Genomic DNA, 26,689 nt, shown 5'->3' on the forward strand with positions numbered 1-26,689 from the left:
CATTGTACCGGGTAGCGCCGCTTCCCCCAATGGTTGCAACCGTTTATGACAGGCAATTCGTCGTCGTCGGGCCGCACTTGGCTGCCCTCACTCGCCGCCGTGGAAAGTCTGTGCGCCGGCGAAGTTGTCGAACTTCGTGTATTGGCCCAGGAATGTCAGTCTGACGGGCCCGATCGGGCCGTTACGCTGCTTGCCGATGATGACCTCGGCCGTACCTTTGTCGGGACTGTCGGGGTTGTAAACTTCGTCCCGGTAAATGAACAGAATGACGTCCGCGTCTTGTTCGATTGCACCGGATTCGCGCAGGTCGGACATCACGGGCCGTTTGTTCGGCCGCTGTTCGAGGCTTCGGTTCAACTGCGACAGCGCAATCACCGGTACATCGAGTTCCTTCGCCAGGCCCTTGAGCGAACGCGATATTTCGGAGATTTCGGTCGCACGGTTTTCGCCGGGCGAACTGCCCGACATCAGTTGCAGATAATCGACGATGATGAGCCCGAGCTTGCCGCATTGACGCGCGAGCCGCCGCGCGCGCGAGCGCAGCTCCATCGGATTGAGGCCGCCCGTCTCGTCGATGAACAGTTGCGCCTCGCTCATCTTTTGCACGGCATGCGTGAGCTTGGGCCAATCTTCATCGGTAAGCCGCCCGGTGCGCATGCGGTGCTGATCGAGCCGCCCGACCGAGCCCAGCATCCGCATGACGAGCTGCGTGCCCGGCATTTCCATCGAAAAGACCGCTACCGGCAAACCGTATTCCACCGCCACGTACTCGCCGATGTTCATCGAGAGCGCGGTCTTACCCATCGACGGTCTGCCGGCGACGATGATCAACTCGCCGCCATGCATGCCCGATGTCATGCGATCGAGATCGACGAAGCCCGTCGGTGTGCCCGTGACGTCGCTCGGATTGGCCGTGTGATAGAGCGTGTCGATACGCTCGACGACCTGCGTCAGCAGCGGACCGATTTCGAGGAAGCCCTGCGTGCCGCGCGCGCCGTCTTCCGCAATCGAAAAAACTTTCGATTCGGCTTCGTCGAGCAGCTGCCGAACTTCCTTGCCCTGTGGATTGAAAGCGTCCGCCGAAATTTCATCCGCCACCGAGACGAGGCGGCGCAACACGGCGCGGTCCCGCACGATCTCCGCGTAACGGCGAATATTCGCCGCGCTCGGCGTGTTCTGCGCCAGTGCGTTCAGATAGGACAGCCCGCCAACCTCGTCCGCTTTGCCCGCGCTCGTCAGCGCTTCGTAGACGGTCACGACGTCGGCGGGACGCGTGGACGCGATGAGCCGGCCGATGTGCTCGTAAATGAGGCGGTGGTCGTAGCGGTAAAAATCGCTCTGGGAGAGGAAATCCGCGATGCGGTCCCACGCCGCGTTGTCGAGCAGCAACCCGCCCAATACGGACTGCTCGGCCTCGATCGAATGCGGCGGGACTTTGAGCGACTCGAGCTGGGGGTCTTTGGACGGTGCGTTCATGGGGAGGAATTATCGCGAAATGGCGAGCCGTCCGCCACAGAAACGAAAAAGGGCAGTAGCCGAAAACCGGCTCCTGCCCTCGTTCGCTTGGCGCCGCAGCATGTGCGGCGTTCAAGCATGCGTCAGGCGTGCTCGCCGAGCACCGAGACGTTGACGTCGACAACGACGTCCGTATGCAGCGAAACCTGCACCGGGTGGTCGCCCACCATCTTCAGCGGCCCCGTCGGCATGCGCACTTGCGCCTTCTCGACAGCGAAGCCTTGCTTCGTCAGCGTTGCGGCGATGTCCGCGTTCGTGACCGAACCGAACAGGCGACCGTCGACGCCGGCCTTCTGCGCGATCTGGACCGTCAGGCCCGACATCTTTTCACCGAGTGCTTGCGCGGCGACAAGCTTTTCACCGGCGATTTTTTCGAGCTCGGCGCGACGGACTTCGAACTCGGCGATCGCGTCCTTCGTGGCACGGCGGGCCAATTTCTGCGGGATCAGGAAGTTACGGGCGTAACCGTCCTTCACCTTGACGATGTCGCCGAGGTTGCCCACGTTGACGACTTTTTCCAAAAGAATGATTTGCATTCGAATTCTCCTTGTGCCGTCGTCCGCTTAGGCCTTGTGCAGATCGGTGTACGGCAGCAGCGCGAGAAAGCGCGCGCGCTTGATTGCCGTATCGAGCTGGCGTTGATAGTGGGCCTTCGTACCCGTCAGACGAGCCGGCGTGATCTTGCCGTTTTCGCCGATGAAGTCCTTCAGCGTTTCGATGTCCTTGTAGTCGATGTACTCGACGCCAGCAGCCGTGAAGCGGCAGAACTTCTTGCGCTTGAAGAGCGGGTTTTGTTGCTGACGGCGCTTGTCGAACTTCTTACCAGTAGGGCGGGGCATGTTCAGTCCTTTCCAATGTCCTGCAATTCTGTGATGTGAAACACCAAGGTTCTCGCGTTACGGCTTTTCTTGGCCAGAAAGCCCGTGAAGAGCGCCTCTACGCCCATCTCGCAGCTTTCGAGCTGTCCGCTCGCGGCGCCTGCGGCCACCGCGGGCATCGTCAATTCGACTTGCCGGGCGATACCGGCTTCGACGACTTCCGCGTGGTGCTGCAATGTGCAGCTTGCGATCGGCACGCCAGCCGGCGTGTAGCGCAGCGGTTCGCGCTCGATCACACGGGCCGTGAGTTGCAGCCTGTTCACGAAAGCGGTAAAGAGCCTGAAAAACCTTGGCGGCTTCTAACGTGAATCCGTTAAGCCTGCGCTTCGGACGGCTGCGACGAGACGGCCGCCTTCTTGGCTTCTTCGCGCTGCACTTCCTTCATCATCGGCGACGGGCCGGTTTCGGCCTTCTTCATCTTGACGATGAGGTGGCGCAGCACGGCGTCGTTGAACTTGAATGCGTGCTCGAGCTCTTCGAGCGTTGCCTGATCGCATTCGATGTTCATGCAGACGTAGTGAGCCTTCGCGAGTTTCTCGATCATGTAGGCCAGTTGGCGACGGCCCCAGTCTTCGATGCGGTGGATCTGACCGCCACGCGTGGTGATCGTGGACTTGTACCGCTCGATCATGGCGGGCACCTGCTCGCTCTGATCGGGGTGCACGACGAATACGATTTCGTAATGACGCATACACACTCCTTGTGGATTGAAGCCACCCGGGCGTCGATGGTAAAAAACCCAACCGGTGTGGCAAGTGAGAAGCCCGAAAGTGTAACCCAATTGTGTGGGAGACGCAATTGCATTTGCCCTTCGGCCGGCGATTGCCGTGATATTTCAATGACTTGGCGCTCAGCCTAGCCGGTCATCGCCTGCGCCGCCCATCCAGTAGCCGGGCCGTGCGTAGACGGCCTTCAGGTAATCCATGAAGTACCGGACCTTCGCCGGCACGTATCGCTGCTGCGGGTAGACCGCCAGGATGTCGTAATCCGGTAGCGCAAACTCGTCGAGGACGGTTTCGAGCTCGCCGCGTTCGAGGTCTTCCGCGATCTCCCACGTCGAGCGCCAGCCGAGCCCGAGCCCCTCGCGCGCCCAACGGTGCAGCAGTTCGCCGTCGTTGCAGTCGAGCGTGCCGGTGACGCGCATCGTCACGAGCTTGCCGGCGCGCCGAAAGTTCCACCCGCGGTTTTGCCCCCCTTGAAGGTTGAACGCCAGGCAATTGTGCTGAAGCAGGTCCTCGAGTGTCTTCGGCCGGCCATGTTTCTCGAAATAGGCGGGCGTGCCGCAGACCACGCGGCGATTCGAGGCGAGCTTGATGGCCACGAAAGACGGATCGACCGCCCCGCCGATCCGGATCGACAAGTCGTAGCCCTCGCGCACGAGATCGACGACTCTGTCGGTCAGGTTGAAGGAGATTTTCAGCTCGGGCTTGTCCGCGAGGAACGCCGGCGCGAGCGGCGCGACATGCTTGCGCCCGAAACCCGCCGGCGCGGAGACGATCAGATGGCCGCCGACGGCGCGCAGCCCCGCGGCCAGCTCGTTTTCGGCCTGCTCCCATTCCGTCAGGAGCCCTCTGCACCGTTCGAGGAACGATGCCCCTTCCTCGCTCACGACGAGCCGGCGCGTGGAACGGTACATCAGCTTCACGCCGAGCCGTTTTTCGAGCGCATCGATGCGTCGGCCGAGAATGACCGGCGATACGCCCTCTTCCAGCGCCGCCGCCGCGAGGCTGCCCGCGTCGGCCACGCGTACGAACGTCTCGATCTGCTTGAAGCGATCCATTTTCAGTCTCCCTGTCACGCCGGGCTGGCCGAGCAGCCAGCCAGCGATCCCCCACCTTAATTCAATACTTTTTGTATCGGATCAATCGACACGAAGCGATCTTATCAAACCTTTCTCGGCCACTTACAGTGATTGCAACGAAGTACTCAACTATCAGGAACAGGAACCAGGAGACACTCATGCCGAAAATGAGAGCTATCGACGCCGCCGTGCTCGTGCTGGAGAAAGAAGGCATCGATACCGCCTTCGGTGTGCCCGGCGCCGCGATCAATCCGCTTTATTCGGCACTGAAAAAGGCCGGCGGCATCAGTCATGTGCTGGCGCGTCACGTCGAAGGCGCTTCGCACATGGCCGAGGGATATACGCGCGCCGCGCCGGGCAACATCGGCGTGTGCATCGGCACCTCGGGGCCGGCCGGCACGGACATGATCACCGGGCTCTACTCCGCGTCGGCCGATTCGATTCCGATTCTCGCCATCACGGGCCAGGCGCCGCGCTCGCGGCTTTACAAGGAAGACTTCCAGGCCGTCGATATCGAATCGATCGCCAAGCCCGTCACGAAGTGGGCCGTGACCGTTCGCGAGCCGGCGCTCGTGCCGCGCGTGTTTCAGCAGGCGTTTCACCTCATGCGCTCGGGCCGCCCGGGCCCCGTGCTCGTCGATTTGCCGATCGACGTGCAACTGGCCGAAATCGAATTCGACATCGCGACCTACGAGCCGCTGCCGGTCTACAAGCCGCGGGCCACACGCGGCCAGATCGAGGCCGCGCTCACCATGCTCAATGACGCCGAGCGCCCGCTCATCGTGTCCGGCGGCGGCGTCATCAACGCGGCAGCCGAGGCCTTGCTCGTGGAATTCGCCGAGACGCTCGGCGTGCCCGTCATCCCGACGCTGATGTCGTGGGGCGCGATCGCCGACGACCATCCGCTCATGGCCGGCATGGTGGGTCTGCAAACGTCGCACCGCTATGGCAATGCCACCCTGCTCGCCTCGGATTTCGTGCTCGGGATCGGCAACCGGTGGGCCAATCGGCATACCGGCAGTGTGGAGGTCTATACGAAGGGCCGCAAGTTCGTGCACGTCGACATCGAGCCCACGCAGATCGGGCGCGTGTTCGGCCCGGATCTGGGCATCGTTTCGGACGCCAAAGCCGCGCTCGAACTCTTCGTGGAAGTGGCGCGCGAGTGGCGTGCCGAAGGCCGCCTGAAGGATCGCGCCGAATGGGCCGAGGCCTGCCGCGAACGCAAGCGCACGCTGCACCGCAAGACGCATTTCGATAACGTGCCGATCAAGCCGCAGCGCGTCTACGAGGAGATGAACAAGGCGTTCGGCCGCGACACCTGCTACGTCAGCACGATCGGACTCTCGCAGATCGCCGCCGCGCAATTCCTCCATGTCTACCAGGCTCGCAACTGGATCAACTGCGGTCAGGCCGGACCGCTCGGCTGGACGATTCCCGCGGCGCTCGGCGTGCGCGCGGCGGACCCGCAGCGTCCGATCGTCGCGCTCTCGGGCGACTACGACTTCCAGTTCATGATCGAGGAGCTCGCCGTCGGCGCGCAGTTCAACCTGCCCTATGTGCACGTGGTGGTCAACAACTCGTATCTGGGCCTGATCCGGCAAGCGCAGCGCGCTTTCGACATGGACTACTGCGTGCAGCTCGCTTTCGAGAACATCAACGCTCCGGAGCTCAACGGATATGGCGTCGATCATGTCGCCGTGGCCGAGGGCCTCGGCTGCAAGGCACTGCGCGTATTCAAACCCGAGGACATCCAGCCCGCGCTGAAAAAAGCGCAGGCGATGCTCTCGGAGTTCAAGGTGCCGGTCGTCGTGGAAGTGATTCTCGAGCGGGTGACGAATATCGCCATGGGCGCGGAGATCGATGCGGTCAACGAATTCGAACCGCTCGCCGAAACGCTCGAAGACGCGCCGACGGCCATCGCCGCGTTCGAATGACACCGCTTTTCGCATCCTGACCTGACTTACCTGACTGACTGACCGACCGACGAGTCACCACCATGCCGAAATTCGCAGCCAACCTGACCATGCTGTTCAACGAAGTGCCGTTTCTCGAGCGCTTCGCGGCAGCCGCGAAGGCGGGTTTCACCGCCGTCGAATTCCTGTTCCCGTATCCGTATCCCGCCGCCGAACTGGCTGAGCGGCTTGCCTCCAACCAGCTACGGCTGGTGCTGCATAACCTGCCGGCCGGCAACTGGGATGCGGGCGAGCGCGGCATCGCCTGCCTGCCCGAGCGCGTCTCCGAGTTTCAGGACGGTGTCGGGCGCGCGATCGACTACGCCAAAGCGCTCGGCGTGCCGCAGTTGAACTGCCTCGTCGGCATCCGGCCGCAGCAGGTGGACGCCCGGCGCAGCTTCGACACCCTCGTCGAAAACCTACGATTCGCCGCCGCGGCGCTCAAGCGCGAAGGCATCCGGCTGCTCGTCGAGCCCTGCAACGCGTTCGACATCCCCGGGTTCGCGCTCAACCGTTCGAAGGAAGCGCTCGATGTCATTGCGGCGGTCGATTCCGACAACCTCTACCTGCAATACGACATCTATCATATGCAGCGGATGGAGGGCGAGCTCGCGGCCACCATCGAACGCAATTTGCCGCGCATCGCGCACATCCAGCTTGCCGACAACCCGGGCCGGCATGAACCGGGCACGGGCGAGATCAACTACCCGTTCCTGTTCGCCTGGCTCGATAAACTGGGCTACGACGGCTACATCGGCTGCGAGTACAAGCCGCTCACGACGACGCAAGCCGGACTCGGCTGGCTCGAACGCGCGATACGCGAGTAGGCCGGCTGCAGGCCGGCACGCACTGCCAATCGACGGCAACGGCTCGGGAAACGGCATACCCCATCCGCCCCGCAACATCAGATCAACGGAACTACGGAAATGGCAAAGATCGGTTTCATCGGACTCGGCATCATGGGCGCGCACATGGCGCGCAACCTGCTCAAGGGCGGGCATACGCTCGTCGTCAACGGCAAGTACCCGGTACCTGAGGATCTACGCGGCAACACGACCGTGGTCGAGGATTCCACCGCGGTCGCCCGCGCATCGGACATCGTCATCTCGATGGTCCCGGACACGCCCGACGTGGACAATGTGCTCTTCGCCGATGACGGCGTCGCAGCGGGCCTGGCCCCCGGCAAGCTCGTCATCGACATGAGTTCCATTTCGCCGCTCGACACGCAAGCCTTCGCCAAACGCATCAACGCACTCGGCTGCGACTATCTCGACGCGCCTGTCTCGGGCGGCGAGGTCGGAGCCCGCGACGCCACGCTGACGATCATGGTCGGCGGCCCCGACGCCGCTTTCGAGCGCGCCAAGCCGCTGTTCGAGCTGATGGGCAAGAACATTTCGCTCATCGGGGACAACGGTGCCGGCCAGACTTGCAAGGTCGCGAACCAGATCATCGTGGCGCTCAATATCGAAGCGGTGGCCGAAGCGCTGCTGTTCGCCGCACGCTCGGGTGCCGATCCCGAGCGCGTGCGCCGTGCACTGATGGGCGGCTTCGCCTCGTCGCGCATTCTCGAAGTGCATGGCGAACGGATGACGAAGCGTACGTTCAAGCCGGGCTTTCGCATCGAACTCCATCGCAAGGATCTGAACCTCGCGCTCGACGGCGCGCGCAAGCTCGGCATTTCGCTGCCGCATACGGCCAGCGCGCAACAGCTGTTCAGCGTATGCGCGGCGCACGGCGGCAATGCCTGGGACCACTCCGCCATGCTGCGCGCGCTCGAGATCATGGCGGGCTTCGAGATCGCCCAGGCCGACGACGGCACCGCGCCCGCGGCCTGAAAACGGGAGACGCACGCCAAGACACGCCGCGTGCGGCCGTCGCGCCGCCCGGATGCTGCGCAAGTCACGGCAAAGCGGGATATCGGCCGCGCCTCGCGTGCGGGGGCGGCCGGCTTGTGGGGCGCTACGCCCGGCGTTTGCGTTCGTCGTGCCGTTTGCGGCCGGCGTCGCGCGCCGTGGCGGGCAAAACGCCGCTTTCGGGCTGAGAGCGGCGAGCGGGGTCCGTCAGCGGCACCCGGCGACGTCGGGGAAGCCTTGGTCGGTCAGACGTCGTCGTCGGGTGTCCGCCTGCCGGATGTCGAGCATACGGCGCAACGCCGGCGTCCTACCGGGCGTGGCGCCCGGATTCAGTAAGTATCGAAGGCGAGCTGCAGCACTGTGCGCTCCTTCATACCCGCTGCCAGCGCGAGCATCAGCAGTACGCGCGCCTTGTACGGGTTGAGCGAGCCGGCGCTCACGAATCCCAGCGCATCGTCGGGCGCCGCGCCGTTGTGCATGACATGGCCGGAGCCGACCCGCGACGCGCGCACGACCGCGACGCCCTGCTCCGCGGCTTGCGCGAGCGCCGCTTGCAACGTGGCGTGGATCGAACCGTTGCCGGTCCCGGCCACGACGATGCCGCGCACCCCGGCAGCAACCAACGCATCGACGGCCGTACGCGACGCCCCGGCGTAGCTCGCGACGATCTCGACGGCGGGCCACCCGTTCGCTGCGTCGAACGGTGTCGCCGCCGTATGCGGCCGCACGACGGTGCGCTGAAACTCGACGCGCCCATCCTGTACCCACCCGAGCACGCCGACTTCATGCGATTGGAACGCATCGACGGCGTAAGTGCTCGTCTTGACGATATCGCGCGCGCTGTGAATCCGGTTGTTGAATGCGACGAGCACCCCTTGGCCATGGGCGGCACGCGCGGCCGCCACCGTCACCGCACCCAGCAGGTTCAGCGGCCCATCGGCGGAAAGCGACGAGGACGGCCGCATTGCGGCCGTAAGCACGACCGGCTTGGCCGTTTTGACCGTCAGATGCAGCAGATAGGCGGTTTCTTCGAGCGTATCCGTGCCGTGCGTGATGACGATACCGTCGATGTCTTCGCGTGCGGCGAGCGTGTGAATGCGCTCGAGCAGCGTATTCCAGAGCGGAAAATCGAGATCCTTGCTGTCGATGCTGGCGACCTGTTCGGCCTGGACGGCTGCGACGCCGGCGAGCGCGGGCACGGCGGCCAGCAGCTTGTCGACGCCGACGACGCCGGCCTGATAGCCGGCCGTTTGCGCCGCGTCGGGCGCGGAGCCGGCAATCGTGCCGCCCGTCGCCAGCACGGCGACACGGGGCAACGGCAAGGAGGATGCGGAGGTAGCGGTCGTGTTCATGGCCGCCATTCTATACGCGCGAAAGCCGCTCGCCGAGCCTGTTGCCGCTGCGGCGGGCGGGTGCTTCGCAATCGGTGGGCACGGGGCGCCGCGACTTGCGGCTCAGGCCGCTTCACGCAGCTTGCCGGTGATGTCCGTGCCGGCGAGCTCAGGGGCGAACATTTCGATGAGCCGATACGCATAGGCCCGCAAAATGGCGCCCTTGCGGACCCCGACGCGCGTCGTGCTCGCCGCGAACAGATGCTGCGAATCGAGTGCAACGAGGCCGGTGTCGCGCTTGGAGTCGTACGCCATCGCCGCCACGATGCCGACGCCCATGCCAAGCTCGACGTAGGTCTTGATCACGTCCGCGTCGATGGCCGTCAGCACGACGTCGGGCAATTGGCCCGTTTTCTCGAATGCTTCATCGATATGCGAGCGGCCGGTGATATCGCGCTCATACGTAATGATCGGGAAATCGGCGACCTCCTCGAGCGTCACGTTGGTCCGCGTGGCCAGCGGATGGTCTTTCGGCACCACGATCACGTGATGCCACGTGTAGCACGGGAACGTGAGGATGTCGGCATAGCTGTCGAGGCCTTCCGTCGCAATCGCGATATCGGCCTCGCCGTCGACGAGCATCTGCCCGATCTGACGTGGACTACCCTGGCGCAAGGCGAGATGGACCTTCGGAAACGCCTCTTTGAACTGGCGAATGACGGGCGGCAGCGCATAGCGCGCCTGCGTATGCGTCGTGGCCACGACGAGATGGCCCGTGTCCTCGTCCGCGTACTGGCGCGCGACGCGGCGCAGGTTCTCGGCATCGAGCAGCATTCGCTCGATCAGGCGATGCACCGCCTTGCCCGGCTCCGTCAGGCCGGTGAGGCGTTTGCCGCGCCGCACGAAGATGTCGACGCCGAGCTCGTCCTCGAGATCCTTGATCTGCTTGGAGACGCCCGATTGCGAGGCGAACAGCACATTCGCGACCTCGGTGAGGTTCAGATTGCGGCGCACCGCTTCGCGTACGTATCGCAGTTGTTGGAAGTTCATGCAAGTCTCGCTGGTTCGGGAGTACGGCGGTCGATTCGGTAAGGCGCGATGCACTCAGTATGCGGCGACATCGAGAAACTCGCTGACGAACGGTGTGCCCGGACGCTCATAGACTTCCTCCGGGGTGCCCTGCTGCTCGACGCGCCCATGATTGAGCACGACGATACGATCCGCCACATCGCGCGCTTCCTCCTGATCATGTGTGACGAAGAGCGTCGTGATCGCAAGCTCGTCGTGCAGCCGTCGCAGCCAATTGCGCAGCTCTTTACGCACCTTGGCGTCGAGCGCGCCGAACGGCTCGTCTAGCAACAGCACGGACGGGTCGACGGCCAACGCGCGCGCCAGTGCCACGCGCTGCCGCTGCCCGCCCGAGAGTTCGGCGGGATAGCGCTGGCCGAGCTGCGCGAGCTGCACGCGTTCGAGCAGCTCCCGCACTTTGGCGTCGATCGCCGCGGCCGCGGGTCGCTCGCGACGCGGCTTGACGCGCAGTCCGAACGCAACGTTCTCGAAGACCGTCATATGACGAAAGAGCGCGTAATGCTGGAACACGAACCCGACACGCCGATCGCGCGGGTCGAGGATGGTGACGTCGCGGCCGTTCAATACGATTTCGCCGGCATCGGCCGACTCGAGCCCGGCCACCACGCGCAAAAGAGTCGTCTTGCCGCAGCCCGACGGTCCGATCAAGGCCGCCAGCTCGCCGCGGCCGAACTCGAGCGATACGTCGTCGAGCGCCTTGAAGTCGCCGAAATGTTTTTCCAGATTGCGAACGGTGATGCTCATGACGATCCTTTCATCGATGATGCGTGCGGCCCACGCCGGCGGCGGCCATCCGGCGCTCCGCGACGAGCTTCGCCACCAGCGTCGCGAGCGCGATCAACGCGAGCAGCGACGCAACTGCGAAGGCGGCCGCGAAGTTGTAGTCGTTGTAGAGAATCTCGACGTGCAGCGGCATGGTGTCGGTCAGACCGCGGATATGGCCCGAGACCACCGATACCGCACCGAACTCGCCCATTGCCCGTGCGTTGCAGAGGATCACGCCGTAGAGCAAGCCCCACTTCACGTTCGGCAGCGTGACCCGGCGCCAGATTTGCCAGCCCGACGCGCCGAGCACCCGCGCCGCTTCCTCCTGCTCCTTACCCTGCGCCTGCATGAGCGGAATCAGCTCGCGCGCGACGAACGGAAACGTCACGAATAGCGTCGCGAGCACGATGCCCGGCACCGCGAACACGATCTGAAGGTCGTGCCGCTCGAGCCACGGACCGAGCCAGCCTTGGGCGCCGAACAGCAGCACGTATATGACGCCCGAAATCACGGGGGACACCGAGAACGGCAGATCGATCAGCGTCGTGAGCAGTGCGCGGCCTCGAAACTCGAACTTCGCGATCGCCCACGAAGCGGCGAGCCCGAACACGAGATTGAGCGGCACGGCAATCGCGGCGACACCGAGCGTCAGCGCGATCGCCGCGCGTGCATCGGGCTCGACGAGCGACTCGAAATAAAAGCGCACACCTTTGCTGAACGCCTCGGTGAAGACGGCGGCCAACGGCACGACGAGAAACAGCGAGAGAAAAACGAGCGCGATGCCGATGAGCGTCCAGCGCGGCACCCACTGGGCCGCAGGCGCGAACCGGCGCGCCGATGCGGCCGGTCGGCGGACGCCGGCGGTCTGAGCACGCTCCCGATTTTCATGCGTATCGGCTCGCGCCCGCACGCCATCCGCTGCCGGCGCGCGAGCCGAACGGGCGGTCGCAGCAAGTTGGTTCATGTGAGCGCTCCCGAGATCGTCGTACCGCTCGTCGGACCCGACCGGCGGCGCCCACGCGGACTCGTGCGCCGCTGCCAATGCCATTGCAGCGCGTTGATCGCGAAAAGCATCAGGAACGAAGCGACGAGCATCGCGGTGGCGAGCGCAGTTGCACCGGCATAGTCGTACTGTTCCAGTTTGGTGATGATGATGAGCGAGGTGACTTCGGACTTCATCGGAATGTTGCCGGCGATGAAGATGACCGAACCGTATTCGCCGAGTGCGCGCGCGAACGCGAGCGCGACCCCCGTGGACCAGGCGGGCACGAGCGCGGGCAGCACGACGCGCACGAACGTCTGGGCGCGCGAGGCGCCAAGGCAGGCGGCGGCTTCTTCCTGCGCGCGCTCGAAATCGGCAAGGACCGGCTCCACTGTTCGCACGACGAACGGCAGGCCGATGAAGGTCAACGCGACCAGCACGCCAAGCGGCGTAAATGCCACTTTGAGGCCGAGCGGCGCGAGCCACCGGCCGATCCATCCGTGCTCGGAGTAGACCGTCGCGAGTGCGATACCGGCCACCGCGGTCGGCAGCGCGAACGGCAGATCGACGATGGCATCGACGAACCGTTTGCCGGGAAACCGATAGCGCACGAGCACCCACGCGACGAGCAGGCCGAACGCGCCGTTGATGAGTGCCCCAACCGCCGCGGCGCCGATCGTCAAACGGTACGAGGCAACGACGCGTGGCGAAGCGACAGCCGCGAAGAACGGCGCGGGTCCGAGCGTCGCCGCCTTCAAAAAGGCCATGGCGAGCGGTATGAGCACGACGAGACCCAGGTAGGTCAGCGTGAGACCGAGTGTCAGACCGAAGCCGGGCAAGGCGCCGGGTTTGCGAAAAGCGAATTTCGTCATGCTTTCGACCGATAGGCGGGCACCGCTCAATGCGGCTGATAAATCGAATCGAACACTCCACCGTCGGCAAAGTGCGTCTTTTGCGCGTTGGTCCAGCCGCCGAATGTGGCATCGACCGTGTAGAGCTTGAGTTTCGGGAACTGCGCGGTCAGATCGGCCGGCAAATTGGTGGCGCGCGGCCGATAGTAGTTGCGCGCCGCGATCCGCTGTCCTTCGTCGGTATAGAGAAAGCGCAGATACGCTTCGGCGAGCTTGCGCGTGCCGCGCCGCTCGACGACGCGGTCCACGACCGCCACCGGGGGCTCCGCCAGGATGCTGGCCGACGGCACCACGATCTCGAACTTGTCCGCGCCGAATTCCTTGCGTGCGAGAAACGCCTCGTTCTCCCACGCGATCAGCACATCGCCGAGACCGCGTTGCACGAAGCTCGTCGTCGCGCCGCGCGCTCCGGAATCGAGCACGCCCGCATTGCGATAGAGCGCAGTGACGAACGCGCGGGCCTTGGCGGCGTCGCCGCCCGGCCGGTTGAGCGCATAGGCCCAGGCCGCCAGGTAATTCCAGCGCGCCCCGCCCGAAGTCTTGGGGTTCGGCGTCACGATCGAAACCCCCGGTTTCACCAGATCGTCCCAATCCTTGATGTGCTTGGGGTTGCCGCTGCGCACGAGGAACACGATCGTCGACGTATAGGGTGAGGCGTTGTCCGGCAACCGCTTTTGCCAGTCTTGTGCCACGAGGCCCCGGTCGGCCAGCGCCTGGATGTCGTAGGCCAGCGCGAGTGTCACGACGTCGGCCTGCAGGCCGTCGAGCACCGAGCGCGCCTGCGCACCGGAGCCGCCGTGCGACTGACGGATCGAAAGCGTCTCGCCCGTCTGGGCTTTCCATTGCGCGGCGAAAGCCTTGTCGACGTCTTGATAGAGCTCGCGCGTCGGGTCGTAGGAAACATTGAGCAGCGTCGTTTGCGCGAATGCGCTCGGCGATCCAAGAATCAGCGCCGCCGTGCCGGCGGCCATCCCCGCCAACCAGCGTCTGCGCGCGCCGGAACGCGCCGTTCCCCGTGTGCTCATGCGTTTCCCCTCTGCCTGCCGGCGTTTGTATGAAGTCGGGCCAGTCTAGACGGTCGCCCTTATGAGCGGAACGAATGGATTTTCATTTTTTTATACGAAAAAATGCTAAAGGCGGCACTGGAGCCTTCGCCGCGGGGTCGCAACGTTTTGCTTGAAATCCGCACGATACTGTATAAAAATACAGCAACCTGTTCATACATACAGTGACCCTATGACCAAACTCACCGCACGGCAGCAGCAGGTATTCGATCTGATCCGGCAATCGATCGAGCACAGTGGTTTTCCGCCCACCCGCGCCGAAATCGCCGCGGCGCTGGGTTTCAGCTCGGCAAACTCAGCTGAAGAGCACTTGCGCGCGCTGGCGCGAAAGGGTGTCATCGAACTGGCCGCGGGTGCATCGCGCGGCATCCGGCTGCTCGGTCTGGACGATGCGCCGCGTCAGCTTTCGCTGCCCCATGCGGCGCTCATGCAGTTGTCGCTGCCGCTGGTCGGACGAGTCGCAGCGGGCAGCCCCATCCTGGCGCAGGAGCATATCTCGCAGCATTACGTCTGTGACCCGGCGCTCTTTTCGAGCAAACCGGATTACCTGCTCAAGGTGCGGGGCCTGTCGATGCGCGACGCCGGCATTCTCGATGGCGACCTGCTGGCGGTGCAAAAGCGCACCGAAGCGAATGACGGTCAAATCATCGTGGCGCGTCTTGGGGACGACGTCACGGTCAAGCGCTTGAAGCGCCGCCCCGACGGTCTCGAACTGATCGCCGAAAACCCCGATTACGAGAACATCTTCGTGCACGCCGGCAGCGCGGAGTTCGCGCTCGAGGGGATTGCCGTCGGCTTGATTCGTCCCACCGAATTCTGAATTACGAACATCACGGAGACGCCATGGACCGCCTTGCCCGCCTTATTCCGTTTCGCGCCTTCGGCCGCCTGCGTCGTTTGCGCGGCCTCATTCCCTGCCCGCCGCTCGAAGCAACTCCGTTGCGCACCGCCGGGCGCGAATCGACGTTTGCGTCGTCTTCAGGCCTCCAGCCGTCGACACAGCCCGCGTTTGCCCGTGTGTCACTCAACAGCGGCCTGCACGCGGAGCCCGCGCGCCGCGCTCCTGTCCGGGTTTATCACGGCGCGTCGCGCGTAATCCTTGTCGGCACGATCGACGCTGTGTGCCGCATGATCGATCGGTGCATCGACGAGGAGCGCGCCGGGCTGCGCTCAGCCAGTTTGGGTTGAATCCGAGGGGGCAACGCCGGGGCGCATGGGTCCCATCGCCCGCTGAAACAGGTTGTTACCGCTGGTGATGACGGCCGGGATCGTTTCGCGTCGGAAGCAGTCCATCATGAATTCCATCCGAATGAGCTGACTATCGAATGATGAACGATCAAAGGAGTCCCGGCCGCCGCCATCGGCTCGTCACCGCTGTCGCCGTCCTCATTGCCGTTATCGTCCTCGGGGTGGCCGCCTTGGCGTACGCCTCGCCGTATCTTGTGCTGGATCGGCTCAAGCGCGCGGCGGACGCTCGGAATGCCGAAATCGTCAATCGCTACGTCGACTATCCGGCGCTGCGCACGAGCCTGAAGCAGCAGGTGACCGAGATGCTGGCTCGCCGCATCGATGAGCAAAAACGGGAGCATCCGTTCGCGGCGCTCGGTGCGCTGGTCGGTATGGCGCTGATTGGCCCGCTCGTTGACGCTTATGCCACGCCGGACGGCGTCGCGGCGCTATTGAACGGCTTGCCGCCCCGCGGCGAACCGGGCGAAACGCCGCCGCAGCCGGGCGCACAACCCGACGAGGACTCTGCCGCGTCGGGCCAGGGGCAATCCAACGCGCCCGCGCCTGCGCCTGCGCCTACTCAACCGCCGCGAGCGAGCGCGGGATATGACGGCATCGATCAATTCGTCGTCACCTATCGGCGCGATGCGCAAAGCCGGCCCTACAGCGTGCTGCTGCGGCGCGACGGCTGGTTCTCGTGGAAGCTCTTCGCGGTCAACCTGAACCAGTAGCGTGCGCGCTGCCTGTCGGCGCTCAGGTTTCCGTTCCCGCGCCAGCCTTGGCGGGCGCTGCAGTCACGGGCTCTTGCTCATGCGCCGTCGAGACGGCCACGAGAATGCTGCACGACACGCGATCGAGCAATAGCGTGTTACCTGCCCCCATCCACCAGCGGGACAAACCGCTCCGTGCGCGATGCCCGACCACGACGAGGTCCACTTTCAAATCGGCGGCGAGCCGGGCGATTTCATCGATCGGATGACCGAACGCGAAATGCCCCTGTGATTTGACACCCCGCTCTGTGAGCCAATCGACGCCTTCCTGCAGGATTTCCCGGGCGGCGTCCTCGAAGCGGCCGCACGCGACGTCGGTCAATAGCCCAGCGCTTTGGGCGATGCTCGTGCGCATGTCGACAACCGACAATAGATGCGTTTCCGCCTTCAGGTCGAGCGCGAGATCGGCGCCGCAGCGCAATGCTTTGCGGCCTTCGCGCGTGCCGTCGTAACAGAGCAGAATTTTGTTGTAGCTTGCCATCGTGGCCTCCCTTCCTGCGTTAACCGCAGACGTTTGGTTCAATCATGGTGCGGCGCACCCGCGCTTGCAAGAGATGGAAAACGCCTAGTTCGCTGCCGCCCACGCGTCCTTTTATGCTCCCTTGCACGACGCTTTCAGACGATGCAATAGAATGGAGCGCCGACGGACCTATTTTCGTATCAGCCACATTCGACTCCCGATGCCGCAAAACGCGATCGAATTTTCTGACGTGCAAAAACACTACGGCGATAAGACGGTCGTCGATGGACTGAGTTTTCATGTCCGCACGGGTGAATGCTTTGGACTGCTAGGGCCGAACGGGGCCGGCAAGACCACGACACTGAAGATGCTGCTCGGCATCGCGAACCCCGACGCGGGGACGATCATGCTTGCCGGCGAATCCATCCCAGCACGCTCGCGCATCGCCCGGCAGCGCGTCGGCGTAGTCCCCCAATTCGACAATCTCGATCCCGATTTCACCGTGCGCGAAAACCTGCTCATATTCGGCCGTTACTTCGGCCTGTCTGCGAGCAAGACCCGGGCCAAGGTGGATCCGCTGTTGGAATTCGCGCGCCTCGAAAACAAGGCCGATGCTCGCGTGGCCGAACTTTCGGGCGGCATGAAGCGACGTTTGACGCTTGCACGGGCACTGATCAACGACCCGGACGTGCTGGTCATGGACGAACCCACAACCGGGCTCGATCCGCAAGCGAGGCACCTGATTTGGGAACGGTTGCGCTCGTTGTTGTCTCGCGGCAAGACCATCATGCTCACGACACACTTCATGGAGGAAGCGGAGCGGCTCTGCGACAGGCTTTGCATCATCGAGGAAGGCCGAAAGATCGCGGAAGGCGCACCGCGCGCATTGATCGCCAAGGAGATCGGCTGCGATGTCATTGAAGTCTATGGCGCGGCGCCCGAAGCCCTGCGCGAGGAATTGTCGCCTTTTGCGGTGCGCACCGAGATCAGCGGCGAAACGCTTTTTTGCTATGTCGACGATCCGGGGCCCGTCAATGCTCGTCTCGCAGGCCGCCAGGGATTACGCTACCTTCACCGACCGGCGAACCTCGAGGACGTCTTCCTGCGCCTGACCGGGCGAGAAATGCAGGAATGAGCCACGGGCAACGTCAACCGGAAAAGCTTTGATGGATACGTCTTCTTCCCATCGCACCGAAACTGGGCAGCGCCGCACGCGCGAGCGGCATGCCGTGCGCGTGCGATTCGCGTGGCCGTCCAATGCAACGCACTGGATTGCCGTATGGCGGCGCAATTACCTGGTCTGGCGCAAGCTGGCGTTGGCGTCGATGTTCGGCAATCTGGCCGACCCGATGATCTATCTCTTCGGACTGGGCTTCGGGCTCGGGCTGATGGTGGGACACGTCGCCGGTGTCCCGTATATCGACTTTCTGGCGGCGGGCACGGTTGCGTCGAGCGTCATGATGTCCGCCACGTTCGAAGCGATGTACTCTGGATTTTCCCGGATGCACGTGCAGCGTACGTGGGAGGCGATCATGCACACGCCGCTCACGCTCGGCGACATTGTCGTAGGCGAAATCGCGTGGGCGGCCAGCAAGGCAGTGTTGTCGGGCGCCGCGATCATGCTCGTGGCCGGCGCGCTGGGCTATGCGCACTTCCCATCGATGCTGCTCGCCCTGCCCGTCGTTGCGCTGGCCGGGCTCGCTTTCGCGAGCCTCGCGATGATCGTGACGGCGATGGCGCCTTCATACGACTTCTTCATGTTCTACCAGACGCTTGTGATCACGCCGATGCTGCTGCTTTCCGGTGTGTTCTTTCCACTCGGTCAGCTTCCGCCTGCCGTGCAGCACGCCGCGCTCGCGCTGCCGCTTGCGCACGCGGTGGAGCTGATCCGGCCCGCCATGCTCGGGCGCCCCATGGTCGATGCGCCGCTGCACGTGGCCGTGCTCGCGGCGTATGCCGTTACGTCGTTTCTGGTCTGCTCGGCGCTGTTTTCCCGCCGCATGATGCGTTAGGGCGACCCAAACAACCCTCACTGTTCATCGTCGTCCCAGGGGATTTCGACATCCGTGATGAACGCGACCATCGAAAACGGCTGCGCCTCGTGCCGCCCCATCTTGCCATCGGCTCGATGCCATTCGACGCGGAATCTGACCTCAGGCGTGTCCGCGAGCAGCCGTACCGTGCGCAGTTCTTCGGGATCCGACGTCTCGACGGGGCCGTCGAGCGAAACGAGCAGCTTTTGAGGCCACACGCCGTTGACGGGATCGTAGACGCGGTCACCGTCGGGAATGGAGGTATGCGCCTCGACGCCGATCGTCGCGCAGGCGTCCACCACCATCTTCGCAAGGGCTCGAAGTACGGCAGTTGCGCGCGCCGAGTTCGCTTGACGAATAGCGAGGTCGCCGCGAGTCAATGCTTGTTCGAGTTTCGGATCGGTCTTCTTTTGCTTGCTCATTTCGTCTTCCAATGAATTCGATACACGACGACCGCCACCGCCGTGCGGGGCATGCGTGGCCGTCGAACGCATCGTACCACCGGTGGGCATGCATCCGGCCCCAACGCATATTCGCCGTGCACCTCGATGTCGCGCAAGCGGCATTCCCGTTTCAAACGCGCTCATCGAGGCCGCGCGACGATCCCGTAAATTTTGATTCGTCTGGAATACGGGACCTACAGGTTTCGGATGACGGCCGATAAAGCCGTGCTTCTATACTGGCCTTGTGCCCGCGTAACGAGACGTAACCGAAAAACGGAAAGCGGCTCGCGTGCTCCCTGTAAAAATAACGACTCAATATATTGGCCAATAAACGGGACGCTTTCATCGAGGGATAAATTGAAACTGCTCGCCCGCCTTGCATTCGTTTCGATTCGCGCAATGCTACGTCCCAACCTCGCGGCGCTCGATGCCTCGGAATGTCATTTCCGCGTGCTGCCGACCGACCTGGACGTGCAGCTGCATATGAACAACGGCCGTTTCCTGCAGATCATGGACCTGGGACGCATCGATCTGCTGCTTCGCAATGGGGTACTGCAGAACGCCATGTCGAAAGGTTGGCGAATGTTGCTGAGCGGCGTCATGATTCGGTATGTTCACGAGCTTCGTCCATTCGAGCGCTATGCGTTGCGCACCCGCATACTCGGATGGGACCGGCGCTTTTTCTATATCGAACATCGCTTTGAAAACAGCAAGGGCCGGCTCGTTGCGCTCGGAACCGCAAGAGCGGCGATTGCCGACCGGGCGAGCAGATCGCTCGTTCCGGCGGACCACGTCGCGGCGGATCATGGCCACGCCAAGTCGCCGGCCCTGCCATTTTTCGTGCGGACGTGGAATGAATCGGACAGCCAGATGCGCAAGGAGGCGAGCGCGATCGAGCGACAGCAGGATGCGGCTCAGCGCTCCGACGAACTCGACTGGCGCCGCTGGGGGCTGCACCCGGCGATGAACGAACGGGTGCCGATGCCCGGAGAGGCGCCGTCGCTGCATGAGGAAATTGGGAATGTGCCGGTGCCGCTCAATTCATTCGAAGGCACCGCATCGACATAGACATAGACATAGACGCAAGCGCCCCACGACTCGATGGGCCGGTTCCGGCGTCAGCTCGAGCGCTGCGGCTCATCGACGGCAAAAAGGGGAAGACTTGAAAATCTGGATGGGGTGGCTGATGGGACTCGAACCCACGACGACAGGAATCACAATCCTGGACTCTACCAACTGAGCTACAGCCACCACTGGGATCTGCAGTTCGGTGCGTCAAGACCAGCCGCACCGACGAAGAAGCGAGATTATACAAATACCATCGCGACTTGCCTAGCCCCTCAATCGACAATTTCTACCGCGGATTCGAGGGGCTCGCGCAATTGCGCGCGCGCTTCGTTGAATATCGACAGATCGGCGGCCGCGAGCCGCTTGTTGTCAGACAGCACCCGCCGCCAGCCGCGCGCGCCCGCCATCCCGCGATACAAGCCCAACGCGTGACGCGTGATCGCACCGAGGAACGTCCCGCGCGCCAGCTCGGTACCGCAGTATTCGATGAGACCCGCCTCGATCTGCTCGCGACTCGGCACGGGTGCCGCCGCACCGTAGAATCGCGTGTCGACTTCCGCGAGCACGTAGGGGTTGTGATAGGCCTCGCGCCCCAGCATCACCCCGTCCACATGAGCGAGATGCGACTCGACTTCGTCCAGCGTCTTGACACCGCCGTTGAGGATGATTTCCAGCGCCGGGAAATCGCGCTTGAGGCGATAGGCGTAGTCGTATTTGAGCGGCGGTATCTCGCGATTCTCCTTCGGCGACAAGCCCTTGAGGACGGCATTGCGCGCATGGACGATGAAGACTTCGCAGCCGGCATCGGCCACCGTGCCAACGAAATCGCGCACGAAGGAATAATCCTCGACGGCGTCGACGCCAATCCGATGCTTGACCGTCACCGGTATGCCCACCGCGTCGCGCATCGCCTTCACGCACTCGGCCACGAGTGCCGGCTCGTTCATCAGGCACGCGCCGAACGCGCCGCGCTGCACGCGCTCGGAAGGACAGCCGCAGTTGAGGTTGATTTCGTCGTAGCCCCACTGCTCGCCCAGTTTGGCCGCTCGTGCCAGATCGCCGGGCTCGCTGCCGCCCAGTTGCAACGCGACCGGCGCTTCTTGCGCCGTGAATGCAAGATGTCGAGCGACATCGCCGAACAGCAACGCGCCCGTCGTCACCATTTCCGTGTACAGCCACGTATCACGCGAAATGAGCCGATGGAAGTACCGGCAGTGACGATCGGTCCAATCCATCATGGGAGCGACACTGACGCGGCGCGGGCGGGAAAGGGAAACAGCAGAAGACGACATAGAAAGGCCAACGACAGAATAGACCGCGATTTTACCGCAGCGGGCAGGCGAAAGCCCCGTCGAAGCGCCCGCAAAGCAGCAATCGGTCTCGCCCGAGGCAGCCGACCCGCTAGAATGTAGCCCGCGCGTCGCGGCACGGCCGGCTTTCGCGCGCCCAACCGATTCGAAGGAGCGTTGATCGATGAGCGGCGGATTCTACCGTCATGGCGTGAGCCGGTGCATCCTGGTCTGGGTGCTGCTGACGATGCTCGCTGGATGCAGCGCGCTGTTCGGCCCCAAACCGCCGCCCGTTACTGAACAGCCGGCGCCCGAGCCGCAACCCGAACCGGAGCCTCCGGCGCCGCCGGAACCGGAAGCCTCGGCGCCCGCGCCGGCGTCCGCCCCCGCCGCTCCCGAAGTCAAACGGGCACCGCCAAAACCGGTCCATCGGCACCCCGCGCCTCATCGCCCCGCGCCGCCCGAAACGCCGCCAGCGCCTGCGCCCGTCGTGCCGGCGCCGATCATCAGCACGCGACTGCTGTCGTCCAACGATACCCGCGGGCTGCTGGACGCCCGCGTACAGCGGCCCGACGGCAAGGCGCTGGGGCGTGCCATCGACATGTTCGTGGACAAGGATGGCAGGCCGCAGGAAATGCTCGTCAATCTGTCGGGCTTCCTCGGCATCGGCGACCGCAAGGTCCGCTTCCCCTGGAATGCGTTCACTTTCAATATGAACGCGAAAAAAGCCGCTATCACGCTGGCTGTCAAGGAAGGCCAGCCGCCTGCCGCGCAGGCGTTGCAGAAAAAGGGGGCTCGTCCCGCGGGCATCGCTTCGAAACCCGAACTCACGCGCATGATCGATGCGACGGTCGAGCGCGGCGATGGCGCGCGAGTGGGGCGCGTCGTCGATGTACTCATCGATAATCATGCCGCGCCCCAAGCCGCGGTGGTCGACGTCAGCCGGCTCATGCAGGATCGGCGCAGCATCGCGGTCGACTGGTCGGCGCTGCGCTTCGTCCACAAAGACGATGCCCTTCGGGTCGAGTCGGATCTGACCGATGCGCAAGTCGACGCTGCGCCGAATTACGAGCCCGATCGCCCGGTGCGCGCCGTGTCGCCTGCGCCCAAGCCCCCGGTCGCCGCTCAGCCGGCCCCAGCGGGGGCCAAGCCTGCGGCCTCCGGCAACGACGCTTCACGGTGACGAACGCGCAGATGGCAAACCTACGCAGTCTCCGCGCGCTCGATTGGCTCAACTTCTTCCTCGCCAACGTCCAGACAGGTTTTGGCCCGTTCATCGCGTCGTACCTGACGTCGCATAAATGGACACAGGGCGAGATCGGCATTGCGCTCAGCGTCGGCACGGCAACCGCCATGCTGAGCCAGGTGCCCGCCGGCGCGTTGATCGACGCGCTGCGCAACAAGAAAGGCGCCGCCGCGCTCGCGATCGTCGCCATCGCGGCATGTGCGCTCTTGCTCGCCGCCAGTCCGACGACCGTCCCGGTGCTCGCCGCCGAGGTGTTTCATGGTTTCGCGAGCTGCATGCTGACGCCTGCCATCGCGGCCATTTCGTTCGCGCTCGTCGGCCGCCATGCCCTCGGCGACCGGCTCGGGCGCAACGCACGCTTCGCATCGATCGGCAGTGCCGTCGCCGCCGCGCTCATGGGTGCGTTCGGCGAGTATTCGTCGGCGCGGGCTGTCTTCTGGTTGACCGCGGCATTGAACGTTCCCGCGCTCATCGCCCTTTCGATGATCGAGCATACGGGGCGCGCCGCGGCGAAGGCAGCGGGCGCGGCCACGGTTGCTTCCCCCGCCCCGCCGGTCGCCACGCATCGCCGTGCGGGCATGAGCGAGTTGCTGCGCGATCGGCGGGTACTCGTATTCGCCGCGTGCATCGCGCTGTTCCATTTGTCGAACGCGGCCATGCTCAATCTGGCCGCCGGCGAAGTCACCACGCATATGAGCGATAACGTGCAGCTCGTGATCGCGGCGTGCATCATCGTGCCGCAAATGGTGGTCGCGGCGCTCTCGCCATGGGTGGGACGATCGGCCGAACGTTGGGGCCGGCGTCCGCTCCTCTTGTTCGGCTTTGCCGCGCTACCCGTTCGCGCGCTGCTCTTCGCGGGCGTGTCGAGCCCTTATCTGCTCGTCCCTGTGCAGTTGTTCGACGGCATCAGCGCGGCAGTCTTCGGCGTGATGCTGCCGCTCATCGCGGCGGACGTGGCCGGAGACAAAGGACATTACAACCTCTGTATCGGCCTGTTCGGACTCACGGCAGGTATCGGCGCAACGCTATCGACGCTGCTCGCGGGGTTTATCGCCGATCATTTCGGCAATACGGTCAGCTTTTTCGGTCTCGCCGCGGCGGGCGTGCTGGCCGTGCTGCTCGTTTGGATGGCGCTGCCCGAGACACGCGATGCGGTCGACTCACCGGCCGAAGACGGGCAAGGCCCCACACCGGCTGCGCATTGAAACCGGCAGCCCCGCGCCCGCGGGGCGAACGATCAACCGTCAAGCCGGTCGTCGACGATCGCTCGCGCCGCGTCGAGCGCGGCGCGAGCCGCCTGCCGTTCGGTCGGCCACAGCTTGTCGACATGAACGAGCTGCCAGTCCTGCACCACCATGCCGTCCTTCAATACGCGAAAGTGCGATTTCACGCCCGTCATCACCTGTTCCACGGCGACTTCCAGTGCAAAGCCGCGGTAAGGCTCCTCGTAATCGCCCATGTCGATGCCAGTCGGTTTCATCGCACTCCCCCAACGATCATTGCAGGTAGGCCTACAACCGGGACCGCAATCCTCGACTAATCGCAATCGCCCGACAAATACTTTCGGCCCTCGCAGGTGATTTCGATCGCGCCATCGGTATTCTCGTCGACAAGCCCGGCGCCAAGCAGTTCGGCGGCGACCGACATCGAGACGAGCGGCAGCGCCTGGCCGATTCCCACGTCGTTCAGGCGCCTCAGCGCCTCTACCGCCTCGGGGCTCAAGGGTTTGGACATGGCCGGCTCCTTGTCAGTGATAGCGCTTGCGCGCAGATGTCGATTCCGATCGACTCCGGTGCCATGCAACGCTCGCGTGAGCATCGTCAATCCATCCTAGCACTTCCTCCGCGCGAAGCAGATGCGCAAATACGCGTGCGCCGGGAGACGCCCTCGCCTCTATAATGACGCTCGTTCCGTTAGACGAACGGGCGCATCGCGTCATGCCCGCGCCGCCCGCGCACTACATGCAAAAAATCATCCTGCCTCTGGTGTCGGGCTTTCTCGCCGCGCTCTTTTTCCATGAAGCGACGCTCGCGCTCCTGCATACCGCGGGGCTCATCGACATGACGGGCTTTTCCACGACCCCGTTCGCGCCGCTCGACATCCCCGAGTTCGTCGCCAACGCGCTCTGGGGCGCCGTGTGGGCCGTACTGATGGCCTGGCTGCTGCGCGTTTCGCCCGAGCGCGTAGCGCCGTGGGTTCAGGCGTTGGTATTCGGAGGTATCGTTCTCACGGCGGCACGAATCTTCGTCGTCGATCCCATACGCGGCATTTGGCCGAGCGGCAACATGCTGCCGCGCCTTGCCATCGGTTTCGCTGCCAACGCCATGTGGGGCTGGGGCGCTCTCGTCTTCATGCGCGCTTTCATGGCTGAAAGCGCCGAGGAATCGGCCTGAAGTCTCTTCCGAAGCAGCGCCGGATAACGCGCGACGCGGCGCCGACTCAGCCGTGAAGCGCGCGCAGCGGGTGCTCGTCCGGGCGCCACGGGCTCATGAACATGCGCTCGACATCTTGCGCCGTCACGTCCCCGATGCGCCCGATTCGCCAGATAGGGTGATTGTCCTTGTCGATGATCCGCGCACGCACCCCTTCGAGCACATCGCCAAACGCGAACATCGTATGGGTGAGATCGAGGTCGCGGCGCAGGCATTCAGCCATCGTGCTGTCGCCGCGCGCCACGACCTCCAGCGAGACGGCCATCGATAGCGGCGAACGTTCATGCATCATGCCGAGCGTATCCTCCGCCCAATCGCATGCGCCCTCTTCCCTTTCGGCTGCGAGCGAAGCGGCGATGGCCGCGGCATCGGGCTGCCCGAAATGCCTGTCGATCCATGCGCGCGTGGCGGCAAGCGACGTGTCGGCGTGTTCATCGCCGTTGGCGCAGATAGCCTCGTGCGCAATGCGCTTCACGCAGGCGATCACGTCGGTGCCTGTGGCAAACGATTCATGACCCAGCGCTTCGAGAAGCGTCGGAATGGCGCTGGCATTCATGCAGATATCGGCCAGCCCGGCGTAGAGCGCATCGGCCGCGCCGATCGTTACACCGGTGACGGCAAGATACCGACCGATCGCGCCAGGCGTACGGGCGAGGAACCATCCGGCGCCGACATCGGGGAAAAACCCGATACGCGTCTCGGGCATCGCCATTCGCGTCGTGCTCGTCACGACGCGCAGGCCGCCGGTCCGGTGCGCCCCTTGCGAAATGCCCATTCCGCCGCCCATGACGATGCCGCTCATCAACGCGATATAAGGCTTGGGGTAAATAAAAATCGCGTGATCGAGCGAATACTCCTCGATGAAGAAACGCTCGCGTGAGGCGACGTCGTTGCGCTGCGACATCTCGTAGAAGGACCGGACGTCGCCGCCCGCGCAAAAAGCGCGCTCGTGCGGCGAATAAACGACGACGGCAAGCACGCCGGGATCCGTGCGCCATTCGTCGAGCCGGGCGTGCATCGTGCGGATCATGCCCAGCGAAAGCGCATTGAGCGCCTTGGGGCGGTTGAGTTCGATAAAACCGATTCGATTGGCGATAAAGGTGCGCACCTCGGCCGAGGTGTCAGCTAAAGCCGAATCATCAGTCGTAGTCATGGCTGGACGTCGAAACCGAAGAAGCGACACACGAAACGGTAGCACGCGCGGGCATCGACAGCGAGCGAGGCCGTCCGAATCAATGCGCCTGCATCCCGGAAAAGAGGTTGAGGACGACGACACCGGCCACGATCAGCGACAGGCCGATGACCGCGCCGACATCGGGAACCTGCCGGTAAAGCACGATGGCCACGAGCGTGATGAGCACGATGCCAACGCCCGACCATATTGCGTAGACGATGCCCACCGGCATCGACTTGAGCGTCAGCGAAAGGCAGTAGAACGCCACGCCATAGCCACCGACCACGACGAGCGAAGGCGCGAGACGCGTGAAGCCGGCCGAAGCACGCAGCGCCGAAGTGCCAATGACCTCCGCGACGATCGCGATGGCAAGCCAGAGATAGCCGAGACTGCTCGATCCGCGCAT

29 protein-coding genes, 1 tRNA gene and 2 pseudogenes are annotated in these 26,689 nt (G+C 64.0%); 12 read left to right on the forward strand and 20 right to left on the reverse strand.

Annotated elements, in window-relative coordinates; all coding sequences use genetic code 11:
• Positions 1 to 87: 87 nt before the first annotated feature.
• The 6 genes from ACO1XS_RS16370 to ACO1XS_RS16395 all read right to left on the reverse strand — a co-directional run bounded on the left by ACO1XS_RS16370 (position 88) and on the right by ACO1XS_RS16395 (position 4,173).
• Complete coding sequence (locus ACO1XS_RS16370; RefSeq protein WP_440562367.1) at positions 88 to 1,476, reverse strand: replicative DNA helicase; 1,389 nt, start codon at positions 1,474 to 1,476, stop codon at positions 88 to 90.
• 122 nt (positions 1,477 to 1,598) lie between these two features.
• The gene (gene rplI, locus ACO1XS_RS16375) at positions 1,599 to 2,051 is read right to left on the reverse strand and encodes a 50S ribosomal protein L9 (RefSeq protein WP_331569882.1); all 453 of its coding nucleotides are present in this window, start codon (positions 2,049 to 2,051) and stop codon (positions 1,599 to 1,601) included.
• 27 nt (positions 2,052 to 2,078) lie between these two features.
• On the reverse strand, positions 2,079 to 2,354 hold the full coding sequence (rpsR, locus tag ACO1XS_RS16380) for a 30S ribosomal protein S18 (RefSeq protein ID WP_018442035.1): 276 nt from the start codon (positions 2,352 to 2,354) through the stop codon (positions 2,079 to 2,081).
• 2 nt (positions 2,355 to 2,356) lie between these two features.
• Positions 2,357 to 2,656 carry a primosomal replication protein N gene (priB, locus tag ACO1XS_RS16385; protein ID WP_486391178.1) on the reverse strand — a complete coding sequence of 100 codons (300 nt, stop codon included), beginning with the start codon at positions 2,654 to 2,656 and terminating at the stop codon, positions 2,357 to 2,359.
• A gap of 50 nt (positions 2,657 to 2,706) precedes the next feature.
• On the reverse strand, positions 2,707 to 3,084 hold the full coding sequence (rpsF, locus tag ACO1XS_RS16390; protein ID WP_173256132.1) for a 30S ribosomal protein S6: 378 nt from the start codon (positions 3,082 to 3,084) through the stop codon (positions 2,707 to 2,709).
• A 159-nt stretch (positions 3,085 to 3,243) separates the two neighbouring features.
• Positions 3,244 to 4,173 carry a LysR family transcriptional regulator gene (locus ACO1XS_RS16395; protein ID WP_486391179.1) on the reverse strand — a complete coding sequence of 310 codons (930 nt, stop codon included), beginning with the start codon at positions 4,171 to 4,173 and terminating at the stop codon, positions 3,244 to 3,246.
• 179 nt (positions 4,174 to 4,352) lie between these two features.
• Here ACO1XS_RS16395 and gcl point away from each other — a divergent pair, with 179 nt between their 5' ends.
• From gcl to ACO1XS_RS16410, 3 genes and pseudogenes are all read left to right on the forward strand, one after another.
• Positions 4,353 to 6,128 carry a glyoxylate carboligase gene (gene gcl, locus ACO1XS_RS16400; protein ID WP_331569888.1) on the forward strand — a complete coding sequence of 592 codons (1,776 nt, stop codon included), beginning with the start codon at positions 4,353 to 4,355 and terminating at the stop codon, positions 6,126 to 6,128.
• A gap of 62 nt (positions 6,129 to 6,190) precedes the next feature.
• Positions 6,191 to 6,973 carry a hydroxypyruvate isomerase gene (hyi, locus tag ACO1XS_RS16405; RefSeq protein WP_331569890.1) on the forward strand — a complete coding sequence of 261 codons (783 nt, stop codon included), beginning with the start codon at positions 6,191 to 6,193 and terminating at the stop codon, positions 6,971 to 6,973.
• Between the two features lie 18 nt (positions 6,974 to 6,991).
• Positions 6,992 to 7,981: pseudogene (locus tag ACO1XS_RS16410) on the forward strand (2-hydroxy-3-oxopropionate reductase); the annotation flags it as partial.
• 347 nt (positions 7,982 to 8,328) lie between these two features.
• Here ACO1XS_RS16410 and ACO1XS_RS16415 read toward each other — a convergent pair.
• The 6 genes and pseudogenes from ACO1XS_RS16415 to ACO1XS_RS16440 all read right to left on the reverse strand — a co-directional run bounded on the left by ACO1XS_RS16415 (position 8,329) and on the right by ACO1XS_RS16440 (position 14,102).
• Entirely contained in the window at positions 8,329 to 9,360 is a 1,032-nt protein-coding gene (locus tag ACO1XS_RS16415; protein ID WP_331569892.1) for an asparaginase, read from the reverse strand.
• Between the two features lie 93 nt (positions 9,361 to 9,453).
• The gene (locus ACO1XS_RS16420) at positions 9,454 to 10,380 is read right to left on the reverse strand and encodes a CysB family HTH-type transcriptional regulator (protein ID WP_440560356.1); all 927 of its coding nucleotides are present in this window, start codon (positions 10,378 to 10,380) and stop codon (positions 9,454 to 9,456) included.
• A 63-nt stretch (positions 10,381 to 10,443) separates the two neighbouring features.
• Positions 10,444 to 11,163: pseudogene (locus ACO1XS_RS16425) on the reverse strand (sulfate/molybdate ABC transporter ATP-binding protein); the annotation flags it as partial.
• 10 nt (positions 11,164 to 11,173) lie between these two features.
• A complete protein-coding gene (cysW, locus tag ACO1XS_RS16430; RefSeq protein WP_331569896.1) occupies positions 11,174 to 12,148 on the reverse strand; it encodes a sulfate ABC transporter permease subunit CysW in 975 nt (324 codons plus the stop codon).
• Positions 12,145 to 13,038, reverse strand: coding sequence for a sulfate ABC transporter permease subunit CysT (gene cysT / locus ACO1XS_RS16435; RefSeq protein ID WP_486391180.1), 894 nt, complete (start codon positions 13,036 to 13,038; stop codon positions 12,145 to 12,147). The genes cysW and cysT overlap by 4 nt, the downstream gene beginning before the upstream one ends.
• Positions 13,039 to 13,064: 26 nt before the next feature.
• Complete coding sequence (locus ACO1XS_RS16440) at positions 13,065 to 14,102, reverse strand: sulfate ABC transporter substrate-binding protein (RefSeq protein WP_331569900.1); 1,038 nt, start codon at positions 14,100 to 14,102, stop codon at positions 13,065 to 13,067.
• A gap of 211 nt (positions 14,103 to 14,313) precedes the next feature.
• Here ACO1XS_RS16440 and lexA point away from each other — a divergent pair, with 211 nt between their 5' ends.
• The 3 genes from lexA to ACO1XS_RS16455 all read left to right on the forward strand — a co-directional run bounded on the left by lexA (position 14,314) and on the right by ACO1XS_RS16455 (position 16,099).
• Positions 14,314 to 14,961: a transcriptional repressor LexA gene (gene lexA / locus ACO1XS_RS16445; protein WP_486391181.1), complete on the forward strand. Its 648-nt coding sequence runs from the start codon at positions 14,314 to 14,316 to the stop codon at positions 14,959 to 14,961.
• A gap of 23 nt (positions 14,962 to 14,984) precedes the next feature.
• Positions 14,985 to 15,329: a hypothetical protein gene (locus tag ACO1XS_RS16450; RefSeq protein ID WP_331569902.1), complete on the forward strand. Its 345-nt coding sequence runs from the start codon at positions 14,985 to 14,987 to the stop codon at positions 15,327 to 15,329.
• A 137-nt stretch (positions 15,330 to 15,466) separates the two neighbouring features.
• Positions 15,467 to 16,099, forward strand: a complete 633-nt coding sequence (locus ACO1XS_RS16455) for a DUF2939 domain-containing protein (RefSeq protein ID WP_486391182.1) — start codon at positions 15,467 to 15,469, stop codon at positions 16,097 to 16,099.
• A gap of 22 nt (positions 16,100 to 16,121) precedes the next feature.
• Here the strand turns inward: ACO1XS_RS16455 and ACO1XS_RS16460 are convergent, their stop codons facing one another.
• Positions 16,122 to 16,619, reverse strand: coding sequence for a universal stress protein (locus ACO1XS_RS16460; protein WP_440560360.1), 498 nt, complete (start codon positions 16,617 to 16,619; stop codon positions 16,122 to 16,124).
• Between the two features lie 199 nt (positions 16,620 to 16,818).
• Here ACO1XS_RS16460 and nodI point away from each other — a divergent pair, with 199 nt between their 5' ends.
• Both nodI and ACO1XS_RS16470 read left to right on the forward strand, forming a co-directional pair.
• Positions 16,819 to 17,733, forward strand: a complete 915-nt coding sequence (gene nodI, locus ACO1XS_RS16465; RefSeq protein ID WP_331569908.1) for a nodulation factor ABC transporter ATP-binding protein NodI — start codon at positions 16,819 to 16,821, stop codon at positions 17,731 to 17,733.
• A gap of 31 nt (positions 17,734 to 17,764) precedes the next feature.
• Positions 17,765 to 18,610 carry an ABC transporter permease gene (locus tag ACO1XS_RS16470; protein ID WP_414720243.1) on the forward strand — a complete coding sequence of 282 codons (846 nt, stop codon included), beginning with the start codon at positions 17,765 to 17,767 and terminating at the stop codon, positions 18,608 to 18,610.
• A gap of 17 nt (positions 18,611 to 18,627) precedes the next feature.
• Here ACO1XS_RS16470 and ACO1XS_RS16475 read toward each other — a convergent pair whose 3' ends face one another.
• Positions 18,628 to 19,053 carry a hypothetical protein gene (locus ACO1XS_RS16475; RefSeq protein WP_173256117.1) on the reverse strand — a complete coding sequence of 142 codons (426 nt, stop codon included), beginning with the start codon at positions 19,051 to 19,053 and terminating at the stop codon, positions 18,628 to 18,630.
• Between the two features lie 378 nt (positions 19,054 to 19,431).
• Here ACO1XS_RS16475 and ACO1XS_RS16480 point away from each other — a divergent pair, with 378 nt between their 5' ends.
• Complete coding sequence (locus tag ACO1XS_RS16480) at positions 19,432 to 20,142, forward strand: thioesterase family protein (protein WP_440560362.1); 711 nt, start codon at positions 19,432 to 19,434, stop codon at positions 20,140 to 20,142.
• A 107-nt stretch (positions 20,143 to 20,249) separates the two neighbouring features.
• Here the strand turns inward: ACO1XS_RS16480 and ACO1XS_RS16485 are convergent.
• Positions 20,250 to 20,325: transfer RNA gene (locus ACO1XS_RS16485), tRNA-His, on the reverse strand.
• Positions 20,326 to 20,414: 89 nt separating this feature from the next.
• Positions 20,415 to 21,434: a tRNA dihydrouridine(20/20a) synthase DusA gene (gene dusA, locus ACO1XS_RS16490; protein WP_486391183.1), complete on the reverse strand. Its 1,020-nt coding sequence runs from the start codon at positions 21,432 to 21,434 to the stop codon at positions 20,415 to 20,417.
• A gap of 181 nt (positions 21,435 to 21,615) precedes the next feature.
• On the opposite strand from dusA, the gene ACO1XS_RS16495 reads away from it, so the two are divergent.
• Positions 21,616 to 22,614, forward strand: a complete 999-nt coding sequence (locus ACO1XS_RS16495) for a PRC-barrel domain containing protein (RefSeq protein WP_331567766.1) — start codon at positions 21,616 to 21,618, stop codon at positions 22,612 to 22,614.
• Between the two features lie 11 nt (positions 22,615 to 22,625).
• Positions 22,626 to 23,882: an MFS transporter gene (locus ACO1XS_RS16500; RefSeq protein WP_331567768.1), complete on the forward strand. Its 1,257-nt coding sequence runs from the start codon at positions 22,626 to 22,628 to the stop codon at positions 23,880 to 23,882.
• A 32-nt stretch (positions 23,883 to 23,914) separates the two neighbouring features.
• On the opposite strand, the gene ACO1XS_RS16505 is transcribed toward ACO1XS_RS16500, so the two are convergent.
• Together ACO1XS_RS16505 and ACO1XS_RS16510 are read right to left on the reverse strand one after the other, a co-directional pair.
• On the reverse strand, positions 23,915 to 24,157 hold the full coding sequence (locus ACO1XS_RS16505; RefSeq protein ID WP_331567770.1) for a DUF6566 family protein: 243 nt from the start codon (positions 24,155 to 24,157) through the stop codon (positions 23,915 to 23,917).
• 56 nt (positions 24,158 to 24,213) lie between these two features.
• Positions 24,214 to 24,411 (reverse strand): hypothetical protein, encoded by a 198-nt coding sequence (locus ACO1XS_RS16510; protein ID WP_486391184.1) that lies wholly within the window; start codon positions 24,409 to 24,411, stop codon positions 24,214 to 24,216.
• A gap of 227 nt (positions 24,412 to 24,638) precedes the next feature.
• Between ACO1XS_RS16510 and ACO1XS_RS16515 the strand changes: the two genes are divergently transcribed.
• On the forward strand, positions 24,639 to 25,070 hold the full coding sequence (locus tag ACO1XS_RS16515; RefSeq protein WP_331567774.1) for a hypothetical protein: 432 nt from the start codon (positions 24,639 to 24,641) through the stop codon (positions 25,068 to 25,070).
• 46 nt (positions 25,071 to 25,116) lie between these two features.
• On the opposite strand, the gene ACO1XS_RS16520 is transcribed toward ACO1XS_RS16515, so the two are convergent.
• Both ACO1XS_RS16520 and ACO1XS_RS16525 read right to left on the reverse strand, forming a co-directional pair.
• The gene (locus tag ACO1XS_RS16520) at positions 25,117 to 26,262 is read right to left on the reverse strand and encodes an enoyl-CoA hydratase/isomerase family protein (RefSeq protein ID WP_486391185.1); all 1,146 of its coding nucleotides are present in this window, start codon (positions 26,260 to 26,262) and stop codon (positions 25,117 to 25,119) included.
• Between the two features lie 79 nt (positions 26,263 to 26,341).
• Entirely contained in the window at positions 26,342 to 26,689 is a 348-nt protein-coding gene (locus ACO1XS_RS16525; protein ID WP_331567776.1) for a DMT family transporter, read from the reverse strand.

The organism is Trinickia sp. (assembly GCF_057351765.1).